At 70.9% G+C, this 23,214-nt stretch carries 25 protein-coding genes, 1 tRNA gene and 1 riboswitch; of the genes, 14 read left to right on the plus strand and 12 right to left on the minus strand.

Annotated elements, in window-relative coordinates; genetic code table 11:
* Window positions 1–5 precede the first annotated feature (5 nt).
* Window positions 6–143, plus strand: a riboswitch (FMN riboswitch).
* Between the two features lie 115 nt (window positions 144–258).
* The 6 genes from pnuC to LUU90_RS25160 all read left to right on the plus strand — a co-directional run bounded on the left by pnuC (window position 259) and on the right by LUU90_RS25160 (window position 6,534).
* Window positions 259–942: a nicotinamide riboside transporter PnuC gene (gene pnuC, locus LUU90_RS25135; protein ID WP_275006943.1), complete on the plus strand. Its 684-nt coding sequence runs from the start codon at window positions 259–261 to the stop codon at window positions 940–942.
* A gap of 19 nt (window positions 943–961) precedes the next feature.
* On the plus strand, window positions 962–2,113 hold the full coding sequence (locus LUU90_RS25140; protein ID WP_275006944.1) for a Gfo/Idh/MocA family protein: 1,152 nt from the start codon (window positions 962–964) through the stop codon (window positions 2,111–2,113).
* Between the two features lie 49 nt (window positions 2,114–2,162).
* Window positions 2,163–3,383: an acyl-CoA dehydrogenase family protein gene (locus LUU90_RS25145; RefSeq protein ID WP_275006946.1), complete on the plus strand. Its 1,221-nt coding sequence runs from the start codon at window positions 2,163–2,165 to the stop codon at window positions 3,381–3,383.
* A gap of 138 nt (window positions 3,384–3,521) precedes the next feature.
* Complete coding sequence (locus LUU90_RS25150) at window positions 3,522–4,922, plus strand: sensor histidine kinase (protein WP_275006948.1); 1,401 nt, start codon at window positions 3,522–3,524, stop codon at window positions 4,920–4,922.
* Window positions 4,910–5,569 carry a response regulator transcription factor gene (locus LUU90_RS25155; protein ID WP_275006950.1) on the plus strand — a complete coding sequence of 220 codons (660 nt, stop codon included), beginning with the start codon at window positions 4,910–4,912 and terminating at the stop codon, window positions 5,567–5,569. The genes LUU90_RS25150 and LUU90_RS25155 overlap by 13 nt, the downstream gene beginning before the upstream one ends.
* On the plus strand, window positions 5,569–6,534 hold the full coding sequence (locus LUU90_RS25160) for a DUF4097 family beta strand repeat-containing protein (RefSeq protein WP_275006951.1): 966 nt from the start codon (window positions 5,569–5,571) through the stop codon (window positions 6,532–6,534). The genes LUU90_RS25155 and LUU90_RS25160 overlap by 1 nt, the downstream gene beginning before the upstream one ends.
* 13 nt (window positions 6,535–6,547) lie before the next feature.
* Here the strand turns inward: LUU90_RS25160 and LUU90_RS25165 are convergent, their stop codons facing one another.
* Window positions 6,548–7,780: an Nramp family divalent metal transporter gene (locus LUU90_RS25165; RefSeq protein ID WP_275006953.1), complete on the minus strand. Its 1,233-nt coding sequence runs from the start codon at window positions 7,778–7,780 to the stop codon at window positions 6,548–6,550.
* 109 nt (window positions 7,781–7,889) lie between these two features.
* On the opposite strand from LUU90_RS25165, the gene LUU90_RS25170 reads away from it, so the two are divergent.
* The 4 genes from LUU90_RS25170 to LUU90_RS25185 all read left to right on the plus strand — a co-directional run bounded on the left by LUU90_RS25170 (window position 7,890) and on the right by LUU90_RS25185 (window position 12,770).
* Entirely contained in the window at window positions 7,890–9,197 is a 1,308-nt protein-coding gene (locus tag LUU90_RS25170; RefSeq protein ID WP_275006955.1) for a glycosyltransferase 87 family protein, read from the plus strand.
* Between the two features lie 160 nt (window positions 9,198–9,357).
* Window positions 9,358–10,503, plus strand: coding sequence for a glycosyltransferase family 4 protein (locus LUU90_RS25175; protein WP_275006957.1), 1,146 nt, complete (start codon window positions 9,358–9,360; stop codon window positions 10,501–10,503).
* Between the two features lies 1 nt (window position 10,504).
* A complete protein-coding gene (locus LUU90_RS25180; RefSeq protein ID WP_425596299.1) occupies window positions 10,505–11,791 on the plus strand; it encodes a glycosyltransferase in 1,287 nt (428 codons plus the stop codon).
* A gap of 1 nt (window position 11,792) precedes the next feature.
* Window positions 11,793–12,770 carry a GDSL-type esterase/lipase family protein gene (locus LUU90_RS25185; RefSeq protein WP_275006960.1) on the plus strand — a complete coding sequence of 326 codons (978 nt, stop codon included), beginning with the start codon at window positions 11,793–11,795 and terminating at the stop codon, window positions 12,768–12,770.
* Between the two features lie 3 nt (window positions 12,771–12,773).
* Here LUU90_RS25185 and LUU90_RS25190 read toward each other — a convergent pair whose 3' ends face one another.
* Both LUU90_RS25190 and LUU90_RS25195 read right to left on the minus strand, forming a co-directional pair.
* Window positions 12,774–13,652, minus strand: a complete 879-nt coding sequence (locus LUU90_RS25190; protein ID WP_275006962.1) for an NAD(P)-dependent oxidoreductase — start codon at window positions 13,650–13,652, stop codon at window positions 12,774–12,776.
* Complete coding sequence (locus LUU90_RS25195; protein ID WP_275006964.1) at window positions 13,649–14,572, minus strand: NAD(P)-dependent oxidoreductase; 924 nt, start codon at window positions 14,570–14,572, stop codon at window positions 13,649–13,651. Before LUU90_RS25195 ends, LUU90_RS25190 begins: the two co-directional genes overlap by 4 nt.
* Before the next feature lie 113 nt (window positions 14,573–14,685).
* On the opposite strand from LUU90_RS25195, the gene LUU90_RS25200 reads away from it, so the two are divergent.
* Window positions 14,686–15,066, plus strand: a complete 381-nt coding sequence (locus tag LUU90_RS25200; protein ID WP_275006965.1) for a winged helix-turn-helix transcriptional regulator — start codon at window positions 14,686–14,688, stop codon at window positions 15,064–15,066.
* Between the two features lie 72 nt (window positions 15,067–15,138).
* On the opposite strand, the gene LUU90_RS25205 is transcribed toward LUU90_RS25200, so the two are convergent.
* Window positions 15,139–15,546: a carboxymuconolactone decarboxylase family protein gene (locus LUU90_RS25205; RefSeq protein WP_275006967.1), complete on the minus strand. Its 408-nt coding sequence runs from the start codon at window positions 15,544–15,546 to the stop codon at window positions 15,139–15,141.
* Between the two features lie 244 nt (window positions 15,547–15,790).
* On the opposite strand from LUU90_RS25205, the gene LUU90_RS25210 reads away from it, so the two are divergent.
* A complete protein-coding gene (locus tag LUU90_RS25210) occupies window positions 15,791–16,648 on the plus strand; it encodes an alpha/beta hydrolase (RefSeq protein WP_275006969.1) in 858 nt (285 codons plus the stop codon).
* Here LUU90_RS25210 and LUU90_RS25215 read toward each other — a convergent pair.
* The 3 genes from LUU90_RS25215 to LUU90_RS25225 all read right to left on the minus strand — a co-directional run bounded on the left by LUU90_RS25215 (window position 16,645) and on the right by LUU90_RS25225 (window position 17,982).
* Window positions 16,645–17,289, minus strand: coding sequence for a 2'-5' RNA ligase family protein (locus tag LUU90_RS25215; RefSeq protein WP_275006971.1), 645 nt, complete (start codon window positions 17,287–17,289; stop codon window positions 16,645–16,647). The genes LUU90_RS25210 and LUU90_RS25215 overlap by 4 nt on opposite strands.
* Window positions 17,290–17,407: 118 nt before the next feature.
* Window positions 17,408–17,719: a type II toxin-antitoxin system PemK/MazF family toxin gene (locus LUU90_RS25220; RefSeq protein WP_275006974.1), complete on the minus strand. Its 312-nt coding sequence runs from the start codon at window positions 17,717–17,719 to the stop codon at window positions 17,408–17,410.
* Window positions 17,716–17,982 carry a hypothetical protein gene (locus tag LUU90_RS25225; RefSeq protein WP_275006976.1) on the minus strand — a complete coding sequence of 89 codons (267 nt, stop codon included), beginning with the start codon at window positions 17,980–17,982 and terminating at the stop codon, window positions 17,716–17,718. Before LUU90_RS25225 ends, LUU90_RS25220 begins: the two co-directional genes overlap by 4 nt.
* A gap of 289 nt (window positions 17,983–18,271) precedes the next feature.
* Between LUU90_RS25225 and LUU90_RS25230 the strand changes: the two genes are divergently transcribed.
* Complete coding sequence (locus tag LUU90_RS25230) at window positions 18,272–18,727, plus strand: hypothetical protein (protein WP_275006977.1); 456 nt, start codon at window positions 18,272–18,274, stop codon at window positions 18,725–18,727.
* A gap of 537 nt (window positions 18,728–19,264) precedes the next feature.
* On the opposite strand, the gene LUU90_RS25235 is transcribed toward LUU90_RS25230, so the two are convergent.
* On the minus strand, window positions 19,265–19,528 hold the full coding sequence (locus LUU90_RS25235) for a hypothetical protein (protein ID WP_275006980.1): 264 nt from the start codon (window positions 19,526–19,528) through the stop codon (window positions 19,265–19,267).
* 299 nt (window positions 19,529–19,827) lie between these two features.
* Window positions 19,828–19,914 (minus strand) — tRNA-Ser (locus tag LUU90_RS25240).
* Window positions 19,915–20,108: 194 nt separating this feature from the next.
* Here LUU90_RS25240 and LUU90_RS25245 point away from each other — a divergent pair.
* On the plus strand, window positions 20,109–20,834 hold the full coding sequence (locus LUU90_RS25245) for a GntR family transcriptional regulator (protein WP_275006982.1): 726 nt from the start codon (window positions 20,109–20,111) through the stop codon (window positions 20,832–20,834).
* Window positions 20,835–20,982: 148 nt separating this feature from the next.
* Here LUU90_RS25245 and LUU90_RS25250 read toward each other — a convergent pair whose 3' ends face one another.
* The 3 genes from LUU90_RS25250 to LUU90_RS25260 all read right to left on the minus strand — a co-directional run.
* A complete protein-coding gene (locus LUU90_RS25250; RefSeq protein WP_275006984.1) occupies window positions 20,983–21,552 on the minus strand; it encodes a hypothetical protein in 570 nt (189 codons plus the stop codon).
* A gap of 35 nt (window positions 21,553–21,587) precedes the next feature.
* Entirely contained in the window at window positions 21,588–21,896 is a 309-nt protein-coding gene (locus tag LUU90_RS25255) for a hypothetical protein (protein ID WP_275006986.1), read from the minus strand.
* A 218-nt stretch (window positions 21,897–22,114) separates the two neighbouring features.
* On the minus strand, window positions 22,115–23,214 hold a 1,100-nt coding region (locus LUU90_RS25260), incomplete at its 5' end, for an arabinan endo-1,5-alpha-L-arabinosidase (RefSeq protein WP_275006987.1).

Genomic DNA, 23,214 nt, shown 5'->3' on the forward strand with positions numbered 1-23,214 from the left:
GATGCACACGTGCTCCGGGGTCGGTGAAATTCCGAGCCGGCGGTGATAGTCCGCGACCCGGGTCGCTCCTTCGGGAACGACCTGGTTGACCTGGTGAGATTCCAGGACCGACGGTTAAAGTCCGGATGGGAGGAAGCACGTGCGGCGCGCGCCGTCGACCCTTCGGGGCCACGGCTCCGCGTCGTCGTCGGCGCCCCTGTGGCGTACCGGCCCTCACCCCGGAGTCCCCGTGTGCGGACTTCGGAGAGGGATAGAGACATGGACTGGTTCCGCGCCGCCTACGATGCGACGTTCCTGGTCGCCGACCAGCAGATCTACTGGCGCGAAGTGATCGGCAACGTGTTCGGGCTCGCGTCCGCGCTGGGCGGGCTGCGCCGCAAGGTATGGGCCTGGCCGGTGGGCATCGTGGGGAACATCCTGCTCTTCACCGTCTTCATGGGCTCGTGGTTCGGCGAGACGACGCGCGCCGACATGCTGGGCCAGGCGGGCCGCCAGATCATGTTCATCGCCGTCTCGGTCTACGGCTGGTACCGCTGGCGCCAGACCCGGCGGCTGGGCGGCGTGGGCACCGTGGCGGTGCACCCCCGCTGGGCCTCGTGGCGGGGCCGGGTCGGTCTCGTGACCGGGATGCTCGCCGGCACGCTCCTGCTCACCCCGCTCTTCCGGACCCTTGGCTCGTACGAGCCGGTCTGGGCCGATGCGTGGATCTTCATGGGTTCGGTGCTCGCCACCTACGGCATGGCCAAGGGCTGGGTCGAGTTCTGGCTGATCTGGGTGGCCGTCGACCTCGTCGGCGTGCCCCTGCTGTTCTCCGCCGGATACTGGGCGACCGCCCTGATGTACCTGCTCTACGGCGCGTTCACGCTGTTCGGGTTCTTCGCGTGGTGGCGCATCAGCAACCGCGAGACCGCGACCCCGGACGAGGTGGTGCCCACGGCCTGATCGCGTACCGTCGGCGCACGTGACGTCACAGGACCGCACAGCACGGATCGGGATCGTCGGCTCGGGCTTCCGGGCCCGCACCATGCTGCGCGTGCTGCATGCGCTGCCGGACCGCTTCGAGGTGGCCGGCGTAGCGACCCGGAACGCGGCGGACCGAGCGGAGCTGGCGGTGCGGGGCCTGCCGGCGGCCGGGCTGCCGGGGCTTCCCGCACCCGCCTATGCCTCGGTCGCGGAGCTGCTCGCCGGCGGCCGTCCCGACGTCGTCCTGCTGACCTTGCCCGCCGGGGCCGCGCAGCCGGTGGTCCGCGACCTCGCCACCGCGGGCGTCCCCGTCCTCACGGAGACGCCCGCGGCCGGCACCGTCGAGGAGCTGACGGCGCTGCAGCGGCTCGTGGACAACGGCGCCTGCGTGCACGTCGCGGAGCAGTACCACCTGGAGCCGCTGGTCGGGGCGCAGCTCGCGGTCGCGGCGTCCGGCCTGCTGGGGGCGGTGACGGACGCGCACGTCGCCGTCGCGCATGACTACCACGGCCTCAGCGTGCTGCGCCGGGCGCTGGGCGTCACGTTCGAGGACGCGGAGATCACCGCCAGGCGGGACGCCCGCCGGGTACTGCCCGGTCCCAGCCGTGAGGGCGACCCCGAGGACCTGACCCTCGTCGACACGGTGCGCGCGACGGCGTGGCTGGACTTCGGCGGCCGGCTGGGCACCTACGAGTTCGACGACGTCCAGTACCGCTCCTGGGTGCGCTCCCCTGCACTGCTGGTCCGCGGTGAGCGCGGCGAGCTGCGCGACGACGTCGTGCGCCAGGTCGGTGCCGACGGGCTCCCACGGCGATCCGCGCTGGAGCGGGTGGCCGCAGGCGGGGCCGGCAGCCACGAGGGTATGTTCCTGCGCGGTTACACGCTCGACGGCGAGTGGCTGTACCGCAACGCGTTCCGCCCGGCCCGCCTGCCCGACGACGAGCTGTCGATCGCCCGCATCGTCGCCGACATGGCGGACCACGTGCTGCACGGGGCGCCGGCGCCGTACTCCGTGGCGGAGGCGGCCCAGGACCAGTACCTCCAGCTCGAGGTGCGGCGCGCCGCGGCGTCGGGCGAGCGGGTGCGGACGCTGCCCCAGGCCTGGGCCCACGGGCGCACCTGCCGCCACTCCGGGGAGAGCCGTCCGTGAGACGTAGTATCGCTTGACCTGAGATCCGGTACCGGCGCACCATGGACGCATGACTCAGACCCCAGGAGTGACGGCGCCCGACTACGACGTCTCGCAACCGCTCGACATCGACTTCGCCGGCGCCTTCGCCGACATCACGGAGGAGGAGCGCGCGCACCAGCTCGCCGTCCGCCAGTTCGTGCAGGACGAGGTCCTGCCCGTCATCGACGGCTACTGGGAGCGGTACGAGGTCCCGATGGACCTGGTCAAGCGCATGGCCGAGCTGGACTTCCTGCGCGACGGCGTGGACGTGCCCGGCTACCCGAAGATCTCCAAGATGGCGGAGGGCCTGGCCGCGATGGAGATGTCGCGCGGCGACGGCTCGGTCACGACCATCTGCGGCGTGCAGGGCGGCCTGGCACTGCGCTCCATCGTGATGCTCGGCTCGGACGAGCAGATCGAGAAGTACGCGGGCCCCATGGCCCGCGGCGAGATCCTCGGCGCGTTCGCGCTGACCGAGCCCACGCACGGCTCGGACTCGGTGGCCCTGGAGACCTCCGCGGTGAAGGAGACCCACGACGGCGTCGAGGGCTACGTCATCAACGGCGAGAAGAAGTGGATCGGCTTCGGCTCGATCGGCGACATCTCGGTGGTCTGGGCACGCGGCGAGGACGGCCAGGTCCACGGCTACATCGTCCCGCAGGACACCCCGGGCTACGAGGCGAAGACCATCGAGGGCAAGATCTCGCTGCGCGCCATCCACCAGGCGCACATCGTGCTCAACGACGTGTTCGTCCCGGCCGAGAACCTCCTGCCGAAGGCCCGCTCCTTCAAGGACACCGGCCGCGTCCTGTTCGCCACCCGCCTCGGCGTCGCGTGGGGCGCCGTCGGCCAGGCGATCGCCTGCTACGAGGCCGCCGTCGCGTACTCCAAGCAGCGCACGCAGTTCGGCCGGCCGCTCGCGGCGAGCCAGATGGTGCAGGAGCGCCTCACCAAGATGCTGTCGATCCTCACGCAGATGCAGCTCCTCGTGAAGCAGCTGACGCGGCTCGACGAGGCCGACCAGCTCACCGGCCCGCAGGCCTCGCTCGCCAAGTACACGTGCACCCGCGGGGCGCGCGAGATCGCGGCGATCGCCCGCGACCTGCTCGGTGGCAACGGCATCCTGCTGGAGAACCGCGTGGCGCGGCACTTCGCCGACATCGAGGCCCTGCACACCTACGAGGGCACCGAGAGCATGCAGGCCCTGATCATCGGCCGCGAGATCACGGGCACCAGCGCTTTCGCCTGATCGTTCGCCCGTCGGTCGAGCTTGTCGAGGCCGGGTCCCGACAAGCTCGACCAACGACCTGGGGTAGGGGTACCCCGACCTTCGTATCGTGGGGCGACAGCATGTCGCGGCGGCATGCGTCGGCCTAGTGTCATGACCATGACCAGCGATGACGGCCCGCCGCCGCCACCCCAGCACCGCCCCCTCGAGGACCGGGTCGCGCCCGCGCTCGTCTCGGCCCCCGCGTTCTTCAGGGCGCCGTACGACGCCGCCACCTGGCGCGCCGTCGCCGCCCTCGCGACCGGCTGGATGTGGCACCTGACCGGCGGGCTGGTCCTGTGGATCCTCGTCCTGGTGTCCGCGGGCCTGGTCCCGGCGCTCGGCGTCGGGGTACCCCTGCTCGCCGCCTCCCTCGTCGCCGCCCGGTGGTTCGGCGGGACGGAGCGCAGCCGCATCGCCGCACAGACCGGCGTACTGATCCCTGCCCCGCTGCCCCGGCCCCCGGCCCGGCGCGGCTTCTGGTCGAGGCTGTGGTCGCCGATGCGCGACAGCCGGGCGTGGGCCGCCACGCTCTACGCCTTCCTGGCGATGCTGGTCAGCTCGGTGTTCTTCCCGCTCACCGCGGCGCTGCTCGCCGGCGCCGTCGCGGCGGTCGCGTTCGTTCCGCTCGGCCAGGGCACCGCTCTCGCCCAGTGGTCCGGCCTGTCCTGGCCGGCCACGGTGGTCGGTGCGCTCGCCGGCGCCGTCGTCCTGGTGTGGGCGGGCGCCGCGCTCGCGCAGTACGGGTCCTACCTCACGGTGCGTCTCGCGACGCACCTGCTGGGGCTGTCCGCCGCCGACGTCGCCCGCGCCCGCGCCGCCGTCGCCGAGCAGGAGACGCGCCGCGCCGAGGCTGCCGCCAACACCGCCCGTGAACGGGCGGTCGTCCTCACCGAGTCCCGTACGGCGGTCGTGTCGGCCGCCGACACCGAGCGTCGCCGCATCGAGCGCGACCTGCACGACGGCGCCCAGCAGCGCCTGGTCGCCCTGGGCGTCGAGCTCGGTGTGGCCCGCCGGCTGGCCGACAGGGATCCGGAGCAGGCCGTCGCCGCCCTGGAGCTCGCGCACCGCGAGATCAAGGAGACGCTCGCCGAGCTGCGCGACCTGGTCCGCGGCATCCACCCGGCGGTCCTCTCCGACCGCGGGCTCGACGCCGCGCTCTCCGCCCTCGCGGGGCGCAGCCCGGTCCCGGTCCGCGTGGAGGTCTCCGGTGACCTCACGCCCGCGAGCGCCCCCGCGCAGGCCGCGGCGTACTTCGTGGTGGCCGAGGCCCTGACCAACGTCGCCAAGCACGCCGGGGCGGAGTCGGTATCGGTGCACGCGAGCCTGGTACCCGAGGACCACCCGTCGCGGCTGCGCGTCATCGTGCACGACGACGGCCGCGGCGGCGCCGAACCGTCGCCCGGCAGCGGGCTCGAGGGCCTGCGCGGCCGGGTCGCCGCCCTGGACGGCACGTTCGAGCTCGACAGCCCGCCCGGTAAGGGCACCCGCCTGACCGTGGAGGTCCCGTGCGCATCGTGATCGCTGAGGACTCCGTTCTCCTCCTGGACGGTCTGACCCGGCTGCTCGCCGCCGAGGGCCACACCGTGACCGGCTACGGCACGGCGGACGATCTCGTCCGGGCGCTGTCGACGGCCGGCACCGAACTGCCCGACCTGCTGATCACGGACGTGCGGATGCCGCCGTCGCACACCGACGAGGGGCTCCGCGCCGCCGTGCACCTGCGCAGCCTGCATCCCGACCTGCCGGTCCTCGTGCTGTCGCAGTACGTCGAACAGAGCTACGCGAGCGAGCTGTTCGCCCGCGGCGCCCGCGGCCTCGGCTACGTGCTCAAGGACCGCGTGGCCGACGTCGACGAGTTCCTCGACGCCGTCGCCCGGGTGTCCGGGGGCGGCACCGTCGTGGACCCCGAGGTGGTCACCCAGATCATCGCCCGGCGCCCCGGCTCCGATCTCGACGTCCTGACCCGGCGGGAGCGCGAGGTGCTCGCGCTCATGGCCGAGGGCCGCTCCAACGCCGCCATCGCGGACCGCCTCGTCGTGGGGCTGGCCGCCGTGGAGAAGCACGTCACCAACATCCTGAACAAGCTCGGCCTCCCGCCGGCCACCGACGACCACCGCCGGGTGCTCGCCGTGCTGCGCTGGCTCGACCAGAACGGATCCCGCTGATGAACCAGCATCCCCAGAACGCCCCCGTCCCCACCGACGCCGTCGAACCACCCGGCCCGTACGCCGAGCAGGGGCCGTACGCCGGGCAGGGCTCGTACCAGCCGGAACCGCCGCGCCGCGGTGTCACCGGGCGTGTCCTCGGCGCCGTCGGCGTGGTCATCGCCCTCGTGGTGGTCGCCTTCGGTGCGCTGTACCTCGTCGACCTGACCATGTCGGAGACCAGCACCACCCACCGGTCCTACGACGCCGTGGACTCCGTGGTGCTCGTGGCCGACGGCGATGTCACCGTCACCGCCGCCGAGGGCGACATCGAGGTCGACGCCATCGCGCACAGCGGCCTGCGGGAGCCCACGTACTTGGCGGAGGAGTCGGCGAACCGCCTGGAGCTCACGCACGAGTGCGGTTGGTCCATCGGCTCGCGCTGCTCCGGGGCGCTCGACGTGACGCTGCCGGCCGGCACGGAGGTGACGGTCCGCACGGCGAACGGCGACGTCGTGGCGAACGGGCTGGCCGGGGACGTGTCCCTGGACAGCAGCAACGGCCGGATCGAGGCCACCGACATCACCGGCCCGCTCACCGCGAGCACCAGCAACGGTGACATCGACGTCGCGGACGTCGGGGCCGACGTCAGGACCTTCACCTCGAACGGTGAGGTCGACATCGCCGACGTGGACGGCACCGTCACCGTCGACAGCGGCAACGGCGACATCACCATCGGTTCGGTGACCGGCGACACCTCGGCGACGACGAGCAACGGCGAGGTGCAGGTCACGGTGGTCGGCGGCGACGTGTACGCCGAGTCCAGCAGCGGCGACGTCACGGTGGTCGGTGACGGCGAGCCGGTAGCCCTGACGATGTTCACGTCGAGCGGCGACGAGATCGTCCAGGGGGCGGTCGACCCGGCCGCCGAGCGCACGGTCGAGCTCCGCAGCTCGAACGGCGACGTGTCCTACCTCGACGAGTAGGCGCCCCGCGAACCTACTGCCCCGCGAACGTGAGCCAGAGCAGTGTGACGTTCAGCGCCACGATGACGCCCGCGACCACCCAGGCCAGCACCTGGGTGGTCAGGGCGTTGCGGTGCTCGCCCAGCAGCTCACGGTTTCGGGTGATCCGGACGAGCGGGATCATCGCGAACGGGATGCCGAAGCTCAGCACCACCTGGCTCACCACGAGGAGCCAGGTGGGCGAGATGCCGGTCATCAGCAGCACGATCGCGGGCAGCAGCGTGACCAGCCGCCGGGTCAGCAGCGACACCCTCACCCGCAGCAGGCCCGCCATGATCTCCGCCCCCGCGTATGCGCCGACGGAGGTCGACGCGAGCCCCGAGGCCAGCAGCCCGACCGCGAAGAGCACCCCCACCACCGGCCCGAGCGCCCCGGTGATCGCGGCGTGCGCACCCTCGATCGTGTCCGTCCCTGCCCGGCCGGGCAGGTTCGCCGCCGCGAGCAGGAGCATCGCGATGTTCACGCTTCCGGCCAGGACCAGCGCGAGCACGACGTCGACCCGGGTGCCGCGCAGGATCCGCGCCGTCGGCGTCGACGGCGCCTGCAGGTGGTCCCGGGCGAGCGAGGAGTGGAGGTAGATCGCGTGCGGCATCACCGTGGCGCCGAGCATCGAGGCCGCCAGGAGCACCGAGTCGGCACCGGCCAGCCGAGGCACGAGGCCGGCCAGCATGGCCGCCGGGTCCGGCGGGGAGAAGAACAGCCCGGCGCAGAAGCCCACGGTGAGCACCGCGAGCATCGTGGTGACGACGCCCTCGAACGCACGCTGCCCCCGGCGCTGCTGCACCGCCAGGACCAGCAGCGACACCACCCCGGTGAGGATCCCGCCCAGCACGAGCGGCACGCCGAAGAGGAGGTGGAGCGCGATGGCGCCGCCGATCACCTCCGCGAGGTCCGTCGCCGCGGCCACCACCTCGGCCTGCGCCCAGTAGGCGAGGCGGGCCGGACGCGGCAGCCGCTCCCCCAGCACCTCCGGCAGCGAGCGCCCGGTCACCACGCCGAGCTTGGCCGACAGGTACTGCACGAGCACCGCCATCACGTTGGCCACGACGAGCACCCAGATGAGCAGATAGCCGAACCGGGCGCCGGCTGTCAGGTTCGCGGCGACGTTGCCGGGGTCCACGTAGGCGATGGCCGCGACGAAGGCCGGGCCGAGCAGGACGACGAGGCGAGCGCGGCCGGCGCGCGGCCCGGCGACGGTTCGGGTCATCGGTTCTCCATCGAGTTCGTCCCTCCGAACTCTAGCTCGCGGGCATCCGGATCCGTACCGTTATCCGTCGGCCGCCGACTGCGCCGCGGATCAGTGCAAGGATGTGGCCGTGCCGAGCGCGTCAGACATTTCGACAACGCCCAAGGCCGTGGGCAAGGACATCCTGCGGTCCGCCACCCGTGTGCTCACGTCCTGGCCGGCCCTGTGGATCGGCTTCGTCCTGGCCCACGCCTGGATCATCCTGCAGGCCTGGGTCTTCAACCAGCAGATCCTCGGCGACGTGGGCCTGTACGAGTGGTGGGTCCGCAACGGCATGGATGTCGGGTGGTGGCCGGTCTTCCACTACGACTGGGTGTATCCGCTCGGCGCCCTGGCGCCCATGGCGGTCCCGGCGCTGCTGACCGAGTCGACGGACGGCTACAGCTGGGTGTGGATGGGGCTGGTGACGGTCTCGAACGCCGTCGCGGTGCTGGTCCTCGGCCGGGCTCGACCGCGCGGACGGATCGCGGTCTGGTTCTGGCTCGCCTTCCTCGTGGCGCTCGGTCCCATCTGGATCGGCCGGCTCGACGGCCTGCTCGCGCCGATCATCCTCGTCGCGCTGGTCATCGCGGCCAAGCGGCCCGCGCTCGCCATGACCCTGGCCACGATCGGCGCGTGGATCAAGATCGCTCCGGGCGCGGTGGCGCTCGCGCTGGCCGCGACGACGTCGGGGGCCAAGTCGTTCCTGCGGAACGTGGTGCTGCCGGGTGCGGCGGTGTCCGCGGTCGTCGTCGGCGTCTCCTTCGCGGGCGGCGGCCAGGACAACGTGCTGGACGTGTTCGGCGAGCAGGGCGACCGTCAGCTGCAGGTCGAGGCGGTCGGCGCGACCCCGTTCACGATGGCGCGGCTCTGGGACCCGTCGATCCAGGTCGAGTACGACAACGTCATCTACACCTACGAGGTGCAGGGCGCCGGGGCCGACGCCGTCGCGCAGGCGCTCGACGTCGCCCTCCCCGTCGCCGCGGTCCTGATCGCGGCGCTCATGTGGTGGGCTGCGCGACGCCGTCCCGAGCGTGTCGGCGACATCCTGCTGATCGGTGCCGCCGCGGAGCTGCTGGCCCTCATCGTCTTCAACAAGGTGGGGTCCCCGCAGTTCATCGCGTGGATCGGGCCGCCCATCGCCGCCGCCATCGCGCTCGGCACCCGCACCCAGGGCACACGCCGCACCTGGTTCCTGCCTGCCCTCGGCACCATCGTCGTCGCACGGCTCACCATGGAGATCTACCCGCTCCAGTACGGCGAGTTCCTCGGCGGCTGGCCGCTGGCCACGAGCATCGGCGCCCTGCGCAACGCGCTCCTCGTGGCGCTCCTGATCGGCGCGATCGTCCGCCTGGTCCAGGTCGCATGGTCCCGCCAGACCGTTTCCAGAGCAGGTTGAGGGCCTTTTCAGGGATGTTCCCCATGCCAGGTGCATGGTGGCTCCGCTACGGTCAGGGTCGTGACATCGTGTGTAGCGGTAACCGTCTCGACGCCACCCGTTCCCCGGCTCGCCGCACGAAAGACTTCGTCCGGACATCGACGACCGGCAGGTTCGTAACGTGCGAGTAGCCATCGTTGCGGAGAGTTTTCTCCCGCAGGTCAACGGGGTCACGAATTCCGTCCTGCGGGTTCTCGAGCACCTGCACGAGCGGGGGGACCAGGCAATGGTCCTCGCGCCCGATGCCGACGCCTCGATCGGACATGTCCCGCCCTTCGTCAGCGGCGCCCCCGTCGTCGAGCTCGGCTCGATCGGCTTTCCCGGGTACCCGGACGTGCGGCTCGTCGTCGGCAAGAAGTGGCGCACCGAGCGCACCCTGGCGACGTTCGCGCCCGACGTCATCCACCTCGCGTCACCGTTCATCCTGGGCTGGCGCGGCATCCTGGCCGCCGAGCGGCTGCGGCTGCCGAGCGTCGCCGTCTACCAGACCGAGGTGCCGGGCTATGCGGCGCGCTACGGCCTGGGCGGCTTCGAGCCGCTGCTGTGGAAGCGGGTCAAGGACATCCACGAGCGGGCGACGATGACGCTCGCGCCGTCCACGGCGACCATGCGGCAGCTGGAGAACCACGGCATCCCCAACCTGCGGCTGTGGGGCCGGGGCGTCGACACGCAGGCGTTCCACCCGCAGTTCCGGGACGAGGCATGGCGCCGCAAGGTCGGCGCCGGCCGCGAGACCCTCGTGGGCTACGTGGGCCGGCTGGCCGCCGAGAAGCAGGTCGAGGCACTGCGCGTGCTGCAGGACCTGCCGGGTGTGCGGCTCGTCATCGTGGGTGACGGCCCCGAGCGGGACGACCTGCGGCAGATCCTCCCGGAAGCCCACTTCACCGGCCTGCTGCGGGGCGCCGAGCTGTCGCGCGCGATGGCCAGCCTCGACGTCTTCGTGCACCCCGGCGAGCTGGAGACCTTCGGCCAGACGCTGCAGGAGGCGCACGCCAGCGGTGTCCCGGTAGTGGCGCCCGCCGCGGGCGGGCCGCTGGACATCGTCAGGCACTCGCACGACGGGTGGCTGTACTCTCCAGGTGACCACGCGGCGCTCCGTGCCCGAGTCGCCGACCTGGTGGGCGACGAACGCAAGCGGCGCGCCTTCGGCACCGCGGCGCGCGAACGCGCCGAGGGGCGCACGTGGCACGACATCTGCTCCGAGCTCATGGGGCACTACGACGACGCGATCCGGGTGCACGCAAGAGCCGGCTCAGCGGAGGTATGACTTGCGAATCGTCCACGTCGCGAACTTCTACAGTCCTCGTTCCGGGGGCATCCGAACTGCGATGCACGCCATGGCCGGGCAGTACCTGTCCCGGGGGCACGAACCTGTGCTCGTCGTGCCCGGCAGGCGGGACGGGGTATCGCTCGTGGACGGCGTCCGGGTCGTCACCCTGGCGGCACCGCGCGTGCCGTTCTCCGGCGGGTACCGCGCCGTGGTGCAGCCCGGCAAGATGCGGGGCCTCCTGGAGACCCTCTCGCCCGACCGGCTCGAGGTGAGCGACCGCACCACCCTCGCCGGACTGGGCGACTGGGCCCGCGAGTCCGGCATCCCGTCGCTGATGATGCTGCACGAACGGGTCGACGGCGTGCTCCGCTCCTGGATTCCCGGTGCCGCGGAGGGTGGGCCGGCCGCCGCGTTCGGCGCCGCGACGACGCCGGCCCTGGCCGACCGCTACAACCTCGCGACCCTCCCGCGGTTCGACCGCCTGGTGGCCACCACCCAGTTCGCGGCGGGCGAGGTGGAACGCCTGGCCGAGCGCAACCGGACAGCGGTGCTCCCGCCGCTCTACCGCGTGCCGCTGGGCGTCGACCTGGAGCGGTTCCGGCCCGACCGGTACTCGGACGAGGCGCGCGCGCTGTACGCGCCGCCCGGCACCGCCCTGATCGTGCTCGCGAGCCGCCAGTCCACGGAGAAGCGGCCGGACCTCGCCATCGACGCCGCCGCGCAGCTCGTGCGTGACGGCCGCCCCGTGCGGCTCGTCGTCGCCGGCGCCGGGCCGCTCCTGCCGAAGATGCGGCGGCGGGCCGAGGCCGCAGGCCTGCCGCACCGGTTCCTGTCGTTCATCCCGGACCGTGACCGGCTCGCGACGCTGCTGACCTGCGCCGACGTCGTCATCGCCCCGGGCCCGATCGAGACGTTCGGGCTCGCGGCGCTCGAGGCGCTGGCGTCCGGGACACCGGTGGTCTGCAGCTCGTCGAGCGCCCTGCCCGAGGTGGTCGGCACCGCGGGCGCCGCCGCCCCGCCGGACGCCGCGGCGCTCGCCCTCGCGCTGCACGAGGTGCTGGACCGCGACGTGCCCCAACGCCGCAAGGCTGCCCGCGCACGCGCCGAGCTCTTCCCGTGGAGCGCCACGGGTGACGCGATGATCGAGCTGCACTCCCGCAAGGCGTTCGACCTGACGCTGGATCCCGTGCTCCCTGAGCTGGCCCGCCTGGAGCGTGCGCAGCCCGTGACGGTCGTGGCCGACCCGACGGACCCGATCCACACGGGCCCTGTGGGGCATCGGTGAGATGACGCCGCCGGCGGGACGCGAGCGCTGCTTCCGACTGGTCGCCCTCGGCGACTCGATCACGGCGGGTGTCGGCGACACCATCGGTCCCGACGCCGTCCACGGCCCCGGCTGGGCCGCGCATCTCGCCACCGTGCTCGGTGCGGAGGCGTTCACCAACCTCGCGACCAACGGCGCCCGCTCCCGCGACGTCGCCGGCACGCAGCTCGACGCCGCCGTGGCGCTCCGACCGCACCTCGCCACCGTGATCGTGGGCGGCAACGACGTGCTCCGCAGCGACTTCGACGCGCGGCTCACGCTGATGGACCTGCGCCGCTGCGTCAGCGAGCTGTCGCAGGCCGGTACTGACGTCGTGCTCGTGCTGCTGCCGGTCATCGGCCTGTTCGAGCTCAGTCCGCGGCTCGTGCGCCGGGTGATGCGGCGCCGGGTGGCGTCGATCAACGCGGCGGTCCAGGAAGTGGCGGCCGCGATGGGCGCGGGTGGGCTTGCGGCGGACGGGCCGGCGGGGCACCCCGTCAGTGGTGACGAGTCGACGCCGAGCTCGGGGCCCGGGAGGGTCGTCGTCGTGGACGCGACGCGGGCGATCGCCCCTGCCGGAGCCAAGGCCTGGCATGTCGACCGTGTGCACCCGTCACCCGCCGGACACCGGCAGCTGGCGCTGGCCGCCGCGACCGCGCTGGCCGATATGGGCCCGGAGTACGCCCCGCTCCCGGTCCGGGGCACGGACCAGGAGTGGGTGCGAGCTCTCGCCGCGCGGCTGCCCGAGGCACCCGACCCTCCGTCGGTGTGGCAACGCCTGGGCTGGCTGTTGAGAGCAGGCCTGCCCTGGTGCCTGCGCAGGGGCAGGGACTTTCTGCCAGGACTGCTCCGGGCCGTCGTGCACGACCTGCGAGCGGAACGGGTGCTCGCGCCCGGCAGCATGGTCACGAGCCTCGCCGACTCGGGCCTGGACCCCCGCCGCCGTATCGGCGGGGGATGACGGTCAACGGTCCTGCGGGCGCATGGCGTCGATGATCCGGGTCCAGTTGTCGCTCCCGTGGCCGTTCTCGCGGGCCCAGGTGTAGTACGCCTGGACCGCGGCGGGCAGGCCGGTGTCGACGCCGACCGCCTCGCTCGCGGCGACGATGTGGTCCGCGGTCGCACCCATCATGGTCACGGTGCTCAGGTGTCCAGGGTGCTCGCCCGCCTCGATCTGCACCCCGGGGTTCTCCCCCGCGGTCAGCATCTCGGGTGTGCCGACCAGGGTCTGCAGCAGCTCCGGCATCGCACGTGAGGCCGGGATGCCACCGGACTCGAGCAACGCGGTGGCGTGCAGGAGCGACGCGAGTGCGGTGAGGAACACGTCGAGGTTGGCCTGGTACATGAGCTGCGCCAGGCCCGGGTCCTCGCCGAGATACCGCGGTGCGCCGATCGTGGCCAGCGTCTCGCGGTCCGCCTCCAGCACCTCGGCCGGGCCGCTGTAGTAGACGTACGCGGCCTCGGTACCCACCATCGGCGCGGGCGTCATGACGCCGCCGGTGAGGAACCGCGCGCCGTGCTCCGCGGCCCACGTGGCGCCCTCGCGGGTGCGGTCCGGCGAGTCCGAGCTGAGGTTCACGATCGTGCGGCCCGCGAGCGCCTCGGTGGCGGAGCCGAGGATGTCGTACATCGCCTGGTAGTCGGTGAGGCTGAGGATGACGAGCTTGCTCGCCGCCAGGGCCTCTGCGGGCGAGCCGGCGAGCGTCGCGCCGGCGGCGACGACGTCGGCCGCGCGGCTCGGGGTGCGGTTCCAGACGGTGACCTGATGCCCCTCGCGCAGGAGGGTGTGGACCATGGCCTGGCCCATGGGGCCGAGCCCCATGAGGGTGACGGGTGTGCTCATCGGAGGGCCTCCATGGTGGCGGTGTGGTCTGGGGAGTCGCTGTTGTCGGCGTGGAAGCTCTCGTAGAGCCTGGCGGAGCCCTCGGCCCCGCGTCCTGCGGCGATCTGCTTGTTGATCAGCTCCTGCACCACGGCGATCAGGGCTGGGTCGACGCCCTGTTCCTCGCTCGCGCGCACGATGTGGCTCTGGCTGAGCTCGGTGAACTCCAGGCTCTGCTGGCCCGGGACGGTGTAGTCACCGCCGTCGATCACCGCGGCGTCGAGCGCGAAGCCGGCGGTCATCGCGCTGAGGAACGGTGTGGCACGCGCCGCGAAGTCGGTGGCGCTCATGCCTGCGGAGCCGACCATCGCGGCACCGTGGAGGAACCCGGCGAACATGCTGTACATGCCCGAGAGCATGGCCAGGTCGAAGAGCGACGCGAGGCCGCTGTCCTCGCCGTCGTAGGTGCTGGTCGCCCAGCGGTCGAGCACCGGCCGGTTCGCGTTGAAGACCTCGCGGGACCCGCTGTACAGGATCGAGGCCTCCGAGGTGCCGATCATCGGCGGGGTCGCCATGATCGCGCCGTCGAGGTAGTCGACGCCGTGGCCGGCCGCCCACGTGGCCAGCTCACGCGCCTCGTTCGGCGTAGTGGTCGTGAGGTTCACCAGTGCACGCCCGCGCATCCCGGCGATGACCGGGTCGAGGGTGTCGTGCACGGACGCGTGGTCCAGCAGGCAGGCGATGATCAGGGGGTGGGCCGCCACGGCGGCGCTGATGGCTGACGCCGCCTCAGCGCCCCGCGCGCTCAGGTCGGCGGCCCGGGCCGGGGTGCGGTTCCAGACGGTCACGGCATGACCGGCGTCGAGCAGGGTGGTGGCGAGGGCGCTGCCCATCGCGCCCAGGCCCAGCACCGTGACGCCGGTGCCTTGGGGATCGGTCATCAAGGATCTCCTCGGTAGGTAGGTACCTGCCCATGCTCGGCGCGCGACGTACGATCATGGAAGTACCCACTAATTACTGGGGTACTTACTCTTTGGTACGTAGGAGGAGTTCGATGACGAAGGCACCACGCACCGGCCCCTATGTCTGCGGCATCGACGCCGCGCTCGACGTCGTCAGCGGCAAGTGGAAGGGCCTGATCCTCTGGGAGCTCGACGAGCACGGCGTGCGCCGGTTCGCGGAGCTGCGGCGCGGTCTGCCCGGCGTCAGCGAGAAGATGCTGACGCAGCACCTCCGCGAGATGGAGGCGGACGGGCTGGTCCGCCGTCAGGTCTACGCGGAGGTGCCGCCGCGGGTGGAGTACTCCTTGACGGAGCACGGCCGGGCACTCAACGAGGCCCTGGCACCACTCGGGGACTGGGGTGTCGAACGGATCCGGCGGGAGCGGTCGGACCTGGTCGAGCACAGGGACGCGGCGGCGCTGCCGCGTCCCTGAAGGTCCTTGGACGCGCCGGGACGGGCTTGACCCGCCGCTCCAGCCGGTCGAGGTGGCGTGCCGGGAACCGGATCAGTCCAGGGGCAGCAGCCCGCGCTCGGCGAACACCTTCCTCGCGACGCCGACGGCGTTCAGCGCGCGCGGGAACCCGCAGTAGACGGAGCTGTGCAGAAAGACCTCGATGATCTGCTGCGGGGTCAGCCCGACGTTGAGCGACGCACCCACGTGCACCTCCAGCTGAGCCTCGCTGCCACCGAGGGCCGTGAGCATCCCCAGGGTCACGAGCTGGCGCTGCTGCGGCTCCAGGCCGGGCCGGGAGTAGATGTCCCCGTAGCCCCACGCGACGATCTGGTGCCCGAGCTCGGGCGCGATGTCGGCCAGCGAGTCGATGACGTTGTGGCCGGGGTCGTCGTGGATGGAGTCGAGGACCTCCTTGCCTGACGCGAATCGTTCCGCGCGCACCGCGTCGTTCTCCGTCATGGTCCTTCTCCTTCTGAGCTGCCGACAGGGGTGGTGTGGCGCTCGATCGATCGCCAGGGGCATGCGCCGTTGAGCGTGGACCAAGTTCAACCGATGAACGGTGGGACGCGCAATACCTTTCATCCATATACATGCAGGTCATCTGCGTTTTTTGCCGTCGGCGGCACGGCCCTGCCGCCGACGCCCACCGCTGCCCGGGCGGGCGACGAGTGGCAGGTGGCCAACGTCGCCCTAGCCTTGCTGTGTGACCGCATACGTACCCTTTGTTCCCCTCCCGCTCGATCAGGAGGACGTCCGGTACGAGCACGGTCCTGACTCGTCCCGCAGTCCCGGCGTGCCGCACGGCTTCACCGTCGAGCTGCGCTGGGAGAGCACCGCCTACCCCGGGACCACCCGGACGGTGTGGATCCACGTGCCCGCCGCGTACAACCCGGCCGAGCCCGCCGGGATCCTCGTCTTCCAGGACGGCTGGTGGTACCTCGATCCCGAGGGAGAGGTCCGCGGCGGGATCGTCCTGGACAACCTCGTCCACCGCGGCGACATCCCCGTCACCATCGGCGTGTTCGTCGACCCGGGCGTCTTCGAGGACATCGAGGATCCGGTGGGACGCAAGAACCGCAACGCCGAGTACGACGCGTTCGGTGGCCGGTACGGCGCCTTCCTCCTCGAGGAGATCATCCCGGAGGTCCGACGGCGCTTCGCGATCAGCGACGACCCGGAACGCTGGGGCATCGTCGGCGGCAGCAGCGGCGGGAACTGCGCCTTCACCGTGGCCTGGCACTACCCCGACCGGTTCCGCCGGGTCGCCGGCTTCCTGTCGAGCTTCCCGCAGCTACCGGGCGGCAACAACTACCCCGCCCTCATCCACATGACGCCCCGCAAACCCCTCCGGATCTTCATGCAGGCGGGCCACCGTGACCTGCGCTGGAACCAGCCCGACCACAACTGGCTCGCGGAGAACCTGCGGGTCGCCGCGGCCCTCGCCGAGGGGGACTACGACTTCCGCCTCGTGCTCGGCGACGGCGGGCACAACCCGAACCATGCGGGGGTGCTGCTGCCGGACGCGCTGCGGTGGCTCTGGCGCCCCCTCAGGGATCGCTAGCCACCGAGGGGCACCGCACGGAGGACATCCCACTCGTACATCCGGTGGTCCCGATGCATGCGGATCAGTGAGACCTGCGTGTACGTCGCCGTCGAGGGCGCTGCCGGCTCGGCCTGGTCGAGGGCCGCTCGGATCGGCGCGGCGTCGGCGTCCGCATTGCTGTACGCCACGGAGACGTGCGCTCCGAACCCGTCCTCGGGCTCCGGGCACTCTCCCAGCGCGTCGGCGATGCCCGCTCGAACGGCTCGGCGCACCTCGGTGAACGCCTCGGGATCGGCCGGCGGCAGCATCACGCCTTCGCTCGCGACGTGGGCACGGCGGTACGACGTCGTGATCGGGGCGAGCGCGCTCAGCCGGTCGGCCACCCGAAGGGTCACGTAGTCGAGGGCTGCGATATTGATGTCCTCGACGTGGCCGACGCCCTGCAGCGTCATGTGCAACCACTCGTCCGGGATCGGGTCGAGGGTGTCGACCGTGCTCACGGCATCGCGGTACCGCTGCGCGAGGTCACGCACCTCGGGCTGGTCGTCCTGGGTGATGTGCCAGGCGTAGAACCTGGTCCCGACCTGCCAGTCCGGACGCCACCACCAGTGGTCGGTCATGGTGTCGTGGTCGGCGTACAGCGCGCTGTAGTCGGTCATCCGAGATCGGACCTTCCTCCGTCGGGATCGCTCTCCGCCAGGATGCCGCATGCGGACGGACCTCGGGTGTGCGTATCTGGGTGATAACGGTGAGGTGTCGGAGCGTCGCCCGCTCGCGCTACGCGGGGTCGATCAGCGTGCGGATGACGGTGGCTACAGCAGTCGTGTCGTACCCGGTCGAGTCGTGACGGGTGACGCGATCCAGAGAGACGGTACGGGGCTGCTCGCAGATCGCGTAGGACCCGGTCACTACCTCGACGCGCGTCGGCCATGGTTTGTCGGCGCTCGTCATGGGAACCACGATGGCCAGTCGCATGGCTCGGTGCTGACGGGTGCTGGACAGCACGAGGTGCGGCCGGTGCTTCGCCTGCTCCCGGCCGACCGTCGGGTCCATGGAAAGCCAGATGACGTCGCCACGCTGGACGATCACGCGTTGGACTCCTGCGCGCGGATCATCTGCTCTTCGGCCGAGTACTCACTCTCAACGGGCCAAGCGCCCTCTTCGCGGGACTGGGCCTCGTACTCGTCGGGGTCGATGGCGTCCATCGCCTCCCAGAACTGGCGGCGCTCGTGCTCTTCGATGAGGGCAGCCACGGTCTCGTCCGCCGTCTTGAGCGGCTTGCCGTTGAACGTGACGCGTCCGAGCCGCTGCCTCGTGGCGCGAGCAATGGTGATGGTCGTCGTCTCGCTCATGAAAATCATCATGGCAGGTTTCATGATCCCTGTGAACCCCGTATGGGGTCCTCCGGACCCCGTATGGGTCTCCTGGTCCCCCTACGGTCCGCTGCGCGCCCAGCCCTGCGGGTCTGTGACCCGCCGGTCTCCACCTTTCGGGACCACCCTGCTCGACGTCACTGGTCACCGTCTCCCGGCCGCCGTGACCATCCGCGACTTACGGAAGGCGCCCCCCAGTAACATCGCCGGCAGGGCCTGCATGGTCAACGAACCCTCCTATCGTGGAGCGTGAACCATCAACGTGCCGTTGAGCCAGCAGCAGGTCGACGCGTTTTTCCGTGCGAACGCGCCCGCAGATGTCCAGCACACCGTCGCTTGGCTGTTCTCGAGCGGCTACGTGCTCGTCTCCCAAGAGGGCGCCAGCACGTTTGGCGCTTTGTTCCTCTTCGAGGGCGATTCGGTGGTGCAGATCATCGTCGACCGCTCGCAGTGGTCGCTCGACGTGGCTGCGGCGTCTGGGGCGCAGCTCTGGCAGTACGACTTGCTACTCGCCGCGCAGAGCAGCCAGGCATACGGACGACGGTTCCCGGGCGTCGGTGCCCGTTCGTTCGACGAGCCCCTCCCGAAGCAGCTTCCGGAAGGCGTGAGCTGGCGTGAGACGCTGCCCGGCATACTCCACTGGATCCAGGCCAGCGACGTCACAGAGTCGGTCACTGAGGCACAGCAGCAGCGATCGACGCTCATGTGGCCCCGGAACCGCTAGAGCGTCCGCAGCGAGTAGGTGCCGACGCCCCGCGCGTGGCGCCGAATTCCTGCCCAGGGGCGGCGGGGCAGACCCCTGGCTGTTTTCACCATCGACCTCGCCCACGACTGCCAGCCACGTCGCACCAGACCCCAGAGATGACAATGGCCCGAACCCAAATTGCTTGGGTTCGCAAAAACGGAGACCTCCTGGCGCGTTCGGAGTGGGTCGTCGTTCGGCTCTCTGCCACGTTCTTCGTCGTCGTGGTGCCGGGTCAAGGCTGGCGCCTGTGCCATCACGTAGTGACGCGAAGCGGCCTTGACGTGGTGCCTCGTCGATGAAGGTCCTCCGAGACACGGACGTCGTTCCACTGGCGAGCCGACTCGCTCACCGCTCCCCGGGCTCGTGTCCTATGCCGGATCGCCTGGCTCGCCGGCCTCGTGCGGGCGGTTGTTGGGCGGCTGCTCGACGTAGCCGGCTACGGGCGCCGGCAGCTGTGAACGTCCGCGATCTACGGACGCTGACGTCGGATCACCCGGGTGGGGTGACCTCGGCCCGTCACGGACTGCCCGGCGTCGGCGCACCGGAGAGAACACCTGTGAGTACGAGCACCGGCAGTAGGACACCGAAGCCCACGAACCACCAGCCAACGAACCTTGCGAACGGGTAAATCCACTGGTTCTTCGGCGCGTCGGGGTCCCTGAACTGACCCTTCAGCATGAGCCGAGTTATTGGCCGATTGGCGAGGTTCAGGGCGAGGCCTGCGGCTACGGCAATGATGCCGAAGAGGACAGCGAGGGTCTTGTCGTCGATCGTGCTCACGCGCAGACACTAGTGATGACCCTGCGCCAGTGGAACAGCGACTGCCCGGACCTTCAGACAGTTGCAGCGTTCCTGAAATCGGTCCGGCGGATGGGGTGCGGTGGGGTGCGCGCAGGCGCGGAGCGCCGGAGTGCGGCGGAGCCACGCCTCGATCTCACAGAGGTTAAATCAGCAGGCCCGATAGGCACCTGCCGGCCTCGACCATGTCCCGGAAATCAATCCGGACTGAAAAATGGACCGCCCGGCATGACGAAGGCCCCCAGATCCGCATGATTTAGCGGTTGGGGGCCTTCAGTGTGCGGTAGCGGTGGGATTTGAACCCACGGTGGACTTTCACCCACACACGCTTTCGAGGCGTGCTCCTTAGGCCGCTCGGACACGCTACCTTTGCCCGCCACAACAGCAGCGGGCCGTAGCAGGATACCCGGTCGGAGCCCGGTTCCACGAATCGGCTGCCACGCCCCGGGCACACAGTGACCGGCGTCTCCCTCGGCCGGCGGCTGTCCGACGACCGCACCCGCCAGATCCTCCGCCCGCGCCGCATCATCCGGCGACCCGCACCCGACCGTAGAGTGGGCCCATGGCGACGACCGCTGACGCAGAACCCGTTTCCGACACTGCGGCAGACGCTGCCACGGACCCCTCAGATGCCAAGGTCGGTGACCTCGTCGAGCGCACTGCGGCGTCCATCCGCTCCTGGATCATCACGGGCAAGTCGCGGCCTGGCGAGCGCCTCTCGGAGAAGGCGGTCGCCGAAACCCTCGCGGTCTCCCGCAACACGCTCCGTGAGGCCTTCCGGGTGCTGACCCACGAGAACCTGCTCGTCCGGCGTCCGCATGCGGGCGTGGTGGTGGCCGTCCCGACACTTGCCTCGATCCTCGACATCTACCGCGTGCGCCGCATGATCGAGGGACAGGCTCTGCGCGGCGCGCTGCCCGGTCACCCGGCTACCGAGATCATGCGCAAGGCCGTCGAGAGCGCGGAACGGGCCCGCGACGAGAAGGACTGGCGCGCGGCCGGTACGGCCAACATGGAGTTCCATCGCGGGATCGTCGCGCTCTGCGACAGCGAGCACCTGGACCGGCTCTATGCCACCGTCTCCGCGGAGCTGCGCCTCGCCTTCGGCCTCCTCGCGAACCCGGAGTACCTGCATGCCCCGTACGTGGCGCGCAACGCGCGCATCCTGGAGATGACCCTCGCGGGGGACAGCGTGGCCGCCGCCGCGGAGCTCGACGAGTACCTCGTCCAGTCGGAGCGGACGGTCGCGGCCGCGTACTCCCGCCGCACACCTGGTGACCCCGCCTGACGCCTCGTTCACTTGCGGTGTCACCGAGAGTGCACATTGTCTACCGTGCGCAACACACCCCGGGGAGTGCCACTCTCCCCGAGAGGCCTGGCCGACGACGGCGCACCACCCACCACGTACCGCTCAGCCCTCCACACGTCACCCGGCCTCACCGCACCGGCAGCACCGCCAGCAGCTCGTCCAGCTGTGCTCTCGTGGTCGCGACGTACCCACCACGGAGGCGCATCGCCGCATCCCAGACCTCGCGCTCTCCCGCCGTCTGCCGCTCCAGGACGCTCATGTTCTCGGTGAGGTCCAGCCGGCGGTTGAACCCCTGGACCGTGTCGCGCCACCGGTGGAGCCGGGTCACGAGGGTGGTGTCCCGACGCCGGTCGAGCGCACCCGAGACGAGCGCCGCGTCGACGGCGGAGACCGCCAACCGCGCGAAGACTGCTCTCGGCCGGTCGTCAGTGGTCCGCGCGAACTCGTTGTCGGCGAGCACGGCGCAGTTCCGCTCCAGCTCACGGCGGATCGCCGCAAGCACCTGAGCGTGCCGTTCCGCCTCGCTGCTCAGCCGCTCCACGATGAGTCCCGTCATGCCCGCCACCAGCGTCAGCGAGTTGACCGCCGGTTCCCACCGTGGCTCGCCGGGGAGCACGAACCACAGCACACCCAGCACGAATGCGGTGGCCAGCAGCACGTACGTGACCGTTGCGACCGTGGCGCGCGCGACAGACACATGCCGCTCGACCATCCAGCCCAGGCCCGGCACGGTCAGGCCCAGATGGTGAACGGCCGGTCGTCCACGCGCGGCTCCGGGGCCTCGGGCGGGCCCGCCACGGAGACACGATCACCCGGCCGGAGGGCACCGAGGACGCGCTCGAGGGCTGCCGCAGCGTCGTCGTCGTCCGTGACCACGAGGTCCAGATGCAGGGAGAGGATCCCCTGCCGGGCCGGCCCTGATGCCTCGGGCTCGTGCCGGCTCACACGCACGTGCGCCCTGCGCCGGATCCGGGGAACCGCTCGGACCAGCAGGCCGAACCTGCGCCCCACGGGCTGCTGCTGCACTGTCGGTTCGGCCATGGCGGTCATCCTCCGGCGTGAGCGGGCAGGTATCGCTGCACAACCAGGCTAGCGGCGTCCGACGCAGGTATCTAGATTGTTGAACAATTTGGTTCCCGCAAACCCTGCCGCCCATGACCGGAAGAACGCGATCAGAAAGAGGTGAGTGCTGGGTATCTGCGGGCCCCGAACCTCAGGACCCGCAGATACCCAGCACTCAACGAGGGCCGTGCTGTCGGTCAGTACACGTACGGCCAGCCTGCGGAGTCATAAGCCAGCAGGTTGATGCCCAACCGCGGCGCACCGCTGTCGGTGTAGTAGTGGTAGAAGAGCGCGTCGGCGTCGCTGTCGGCGATCACGGCCTGGTGGCCGGGACCGTGGATGCTGCCGTGGCTCGCCAGGATCTCGGTGCCACCACCGGAGTTCATGGCTCGCCCGGCACGGTCCACGTACGGACCGGTGACCGAGGTCGAGCGGCCCACCATCACGCGGTACGTGCTGTTCGCACCCTGGCAGCAGGTGTCGAACGAGACGAACAGGTAGTAGTAGCCGTTGCGGTAGTGGACCGTCGGCGCCTCGATGGCGCCGCCGTTCCGGCCGGCGATGCTGTGGAACTCGGTCCCGGTCCGCTTACCCGTCGAGGCGTCGAGCCGGATCATCTTGAGGCCCGACCAGAACGAGCCGAAGCTCAGGTACCAGCGGCCCGACTGGTCGATGACGAGGTTCGGGTCGATGGCGTTGAAGTTGTCCGACGTCCGCGACTCGATGACGAGCCCCTGGTTGGTCCACGAGCCCTGGGCGCCGGTGGTGCTGGTCGCGAGGAAGATCGCCGACCGGTTCGAGCCGAAGGTCGAGGCCGAGTAGTACATGTAGTAACGGCCGTTGGCGTAGCTGATGTCCGGCGCCCAGACGTGGTTGCTGTTGTTCGTGTACGAGTGCGCCCACGGCACACCGTTCGGGAACGCCGCTCCCGCGTTGCTCCACCGGGTACGGTCCGTCGAGGTCTTCAGGGAGATCCCGTTGCCGGTGGCGGCGAGCAGGTAGTTGCCGGCGGGCGACTTGACGACCTCGGGGTCGTGCACGTCCGTGCTCCCCGTGACGGGACCGGGGTTGGGGTAGGCCGCCAGAGCGGCGGCAGCCGTCGGGCCCGACGCCGTGGAGCCGGCAGACGCGATCGGGCTGCCTGACGCCGCGGGGCTGATCGCGAGCCCTGCGGCGACGAGCAGCGCGACGGCCACCTTTCGGCGTCGGGTGCTGCTGGTGGATAGTGCTCGGAACTGGTGCATCGTTGCCTCCGTCCGGAACGTGCCGGCAGCGCGACGGAACCCGATTGTGAGCG

It is taken from the genome of Promicromonospora iranensis (assembly GCF_028994775.1).
GTDB classification, from domain to species: Bacteria; Actinomycetota; Actinomycetes; order Actinomycetales; family Cellulomonadaceae; genus Promicromonospora; species Promicromonospora iranensis_A.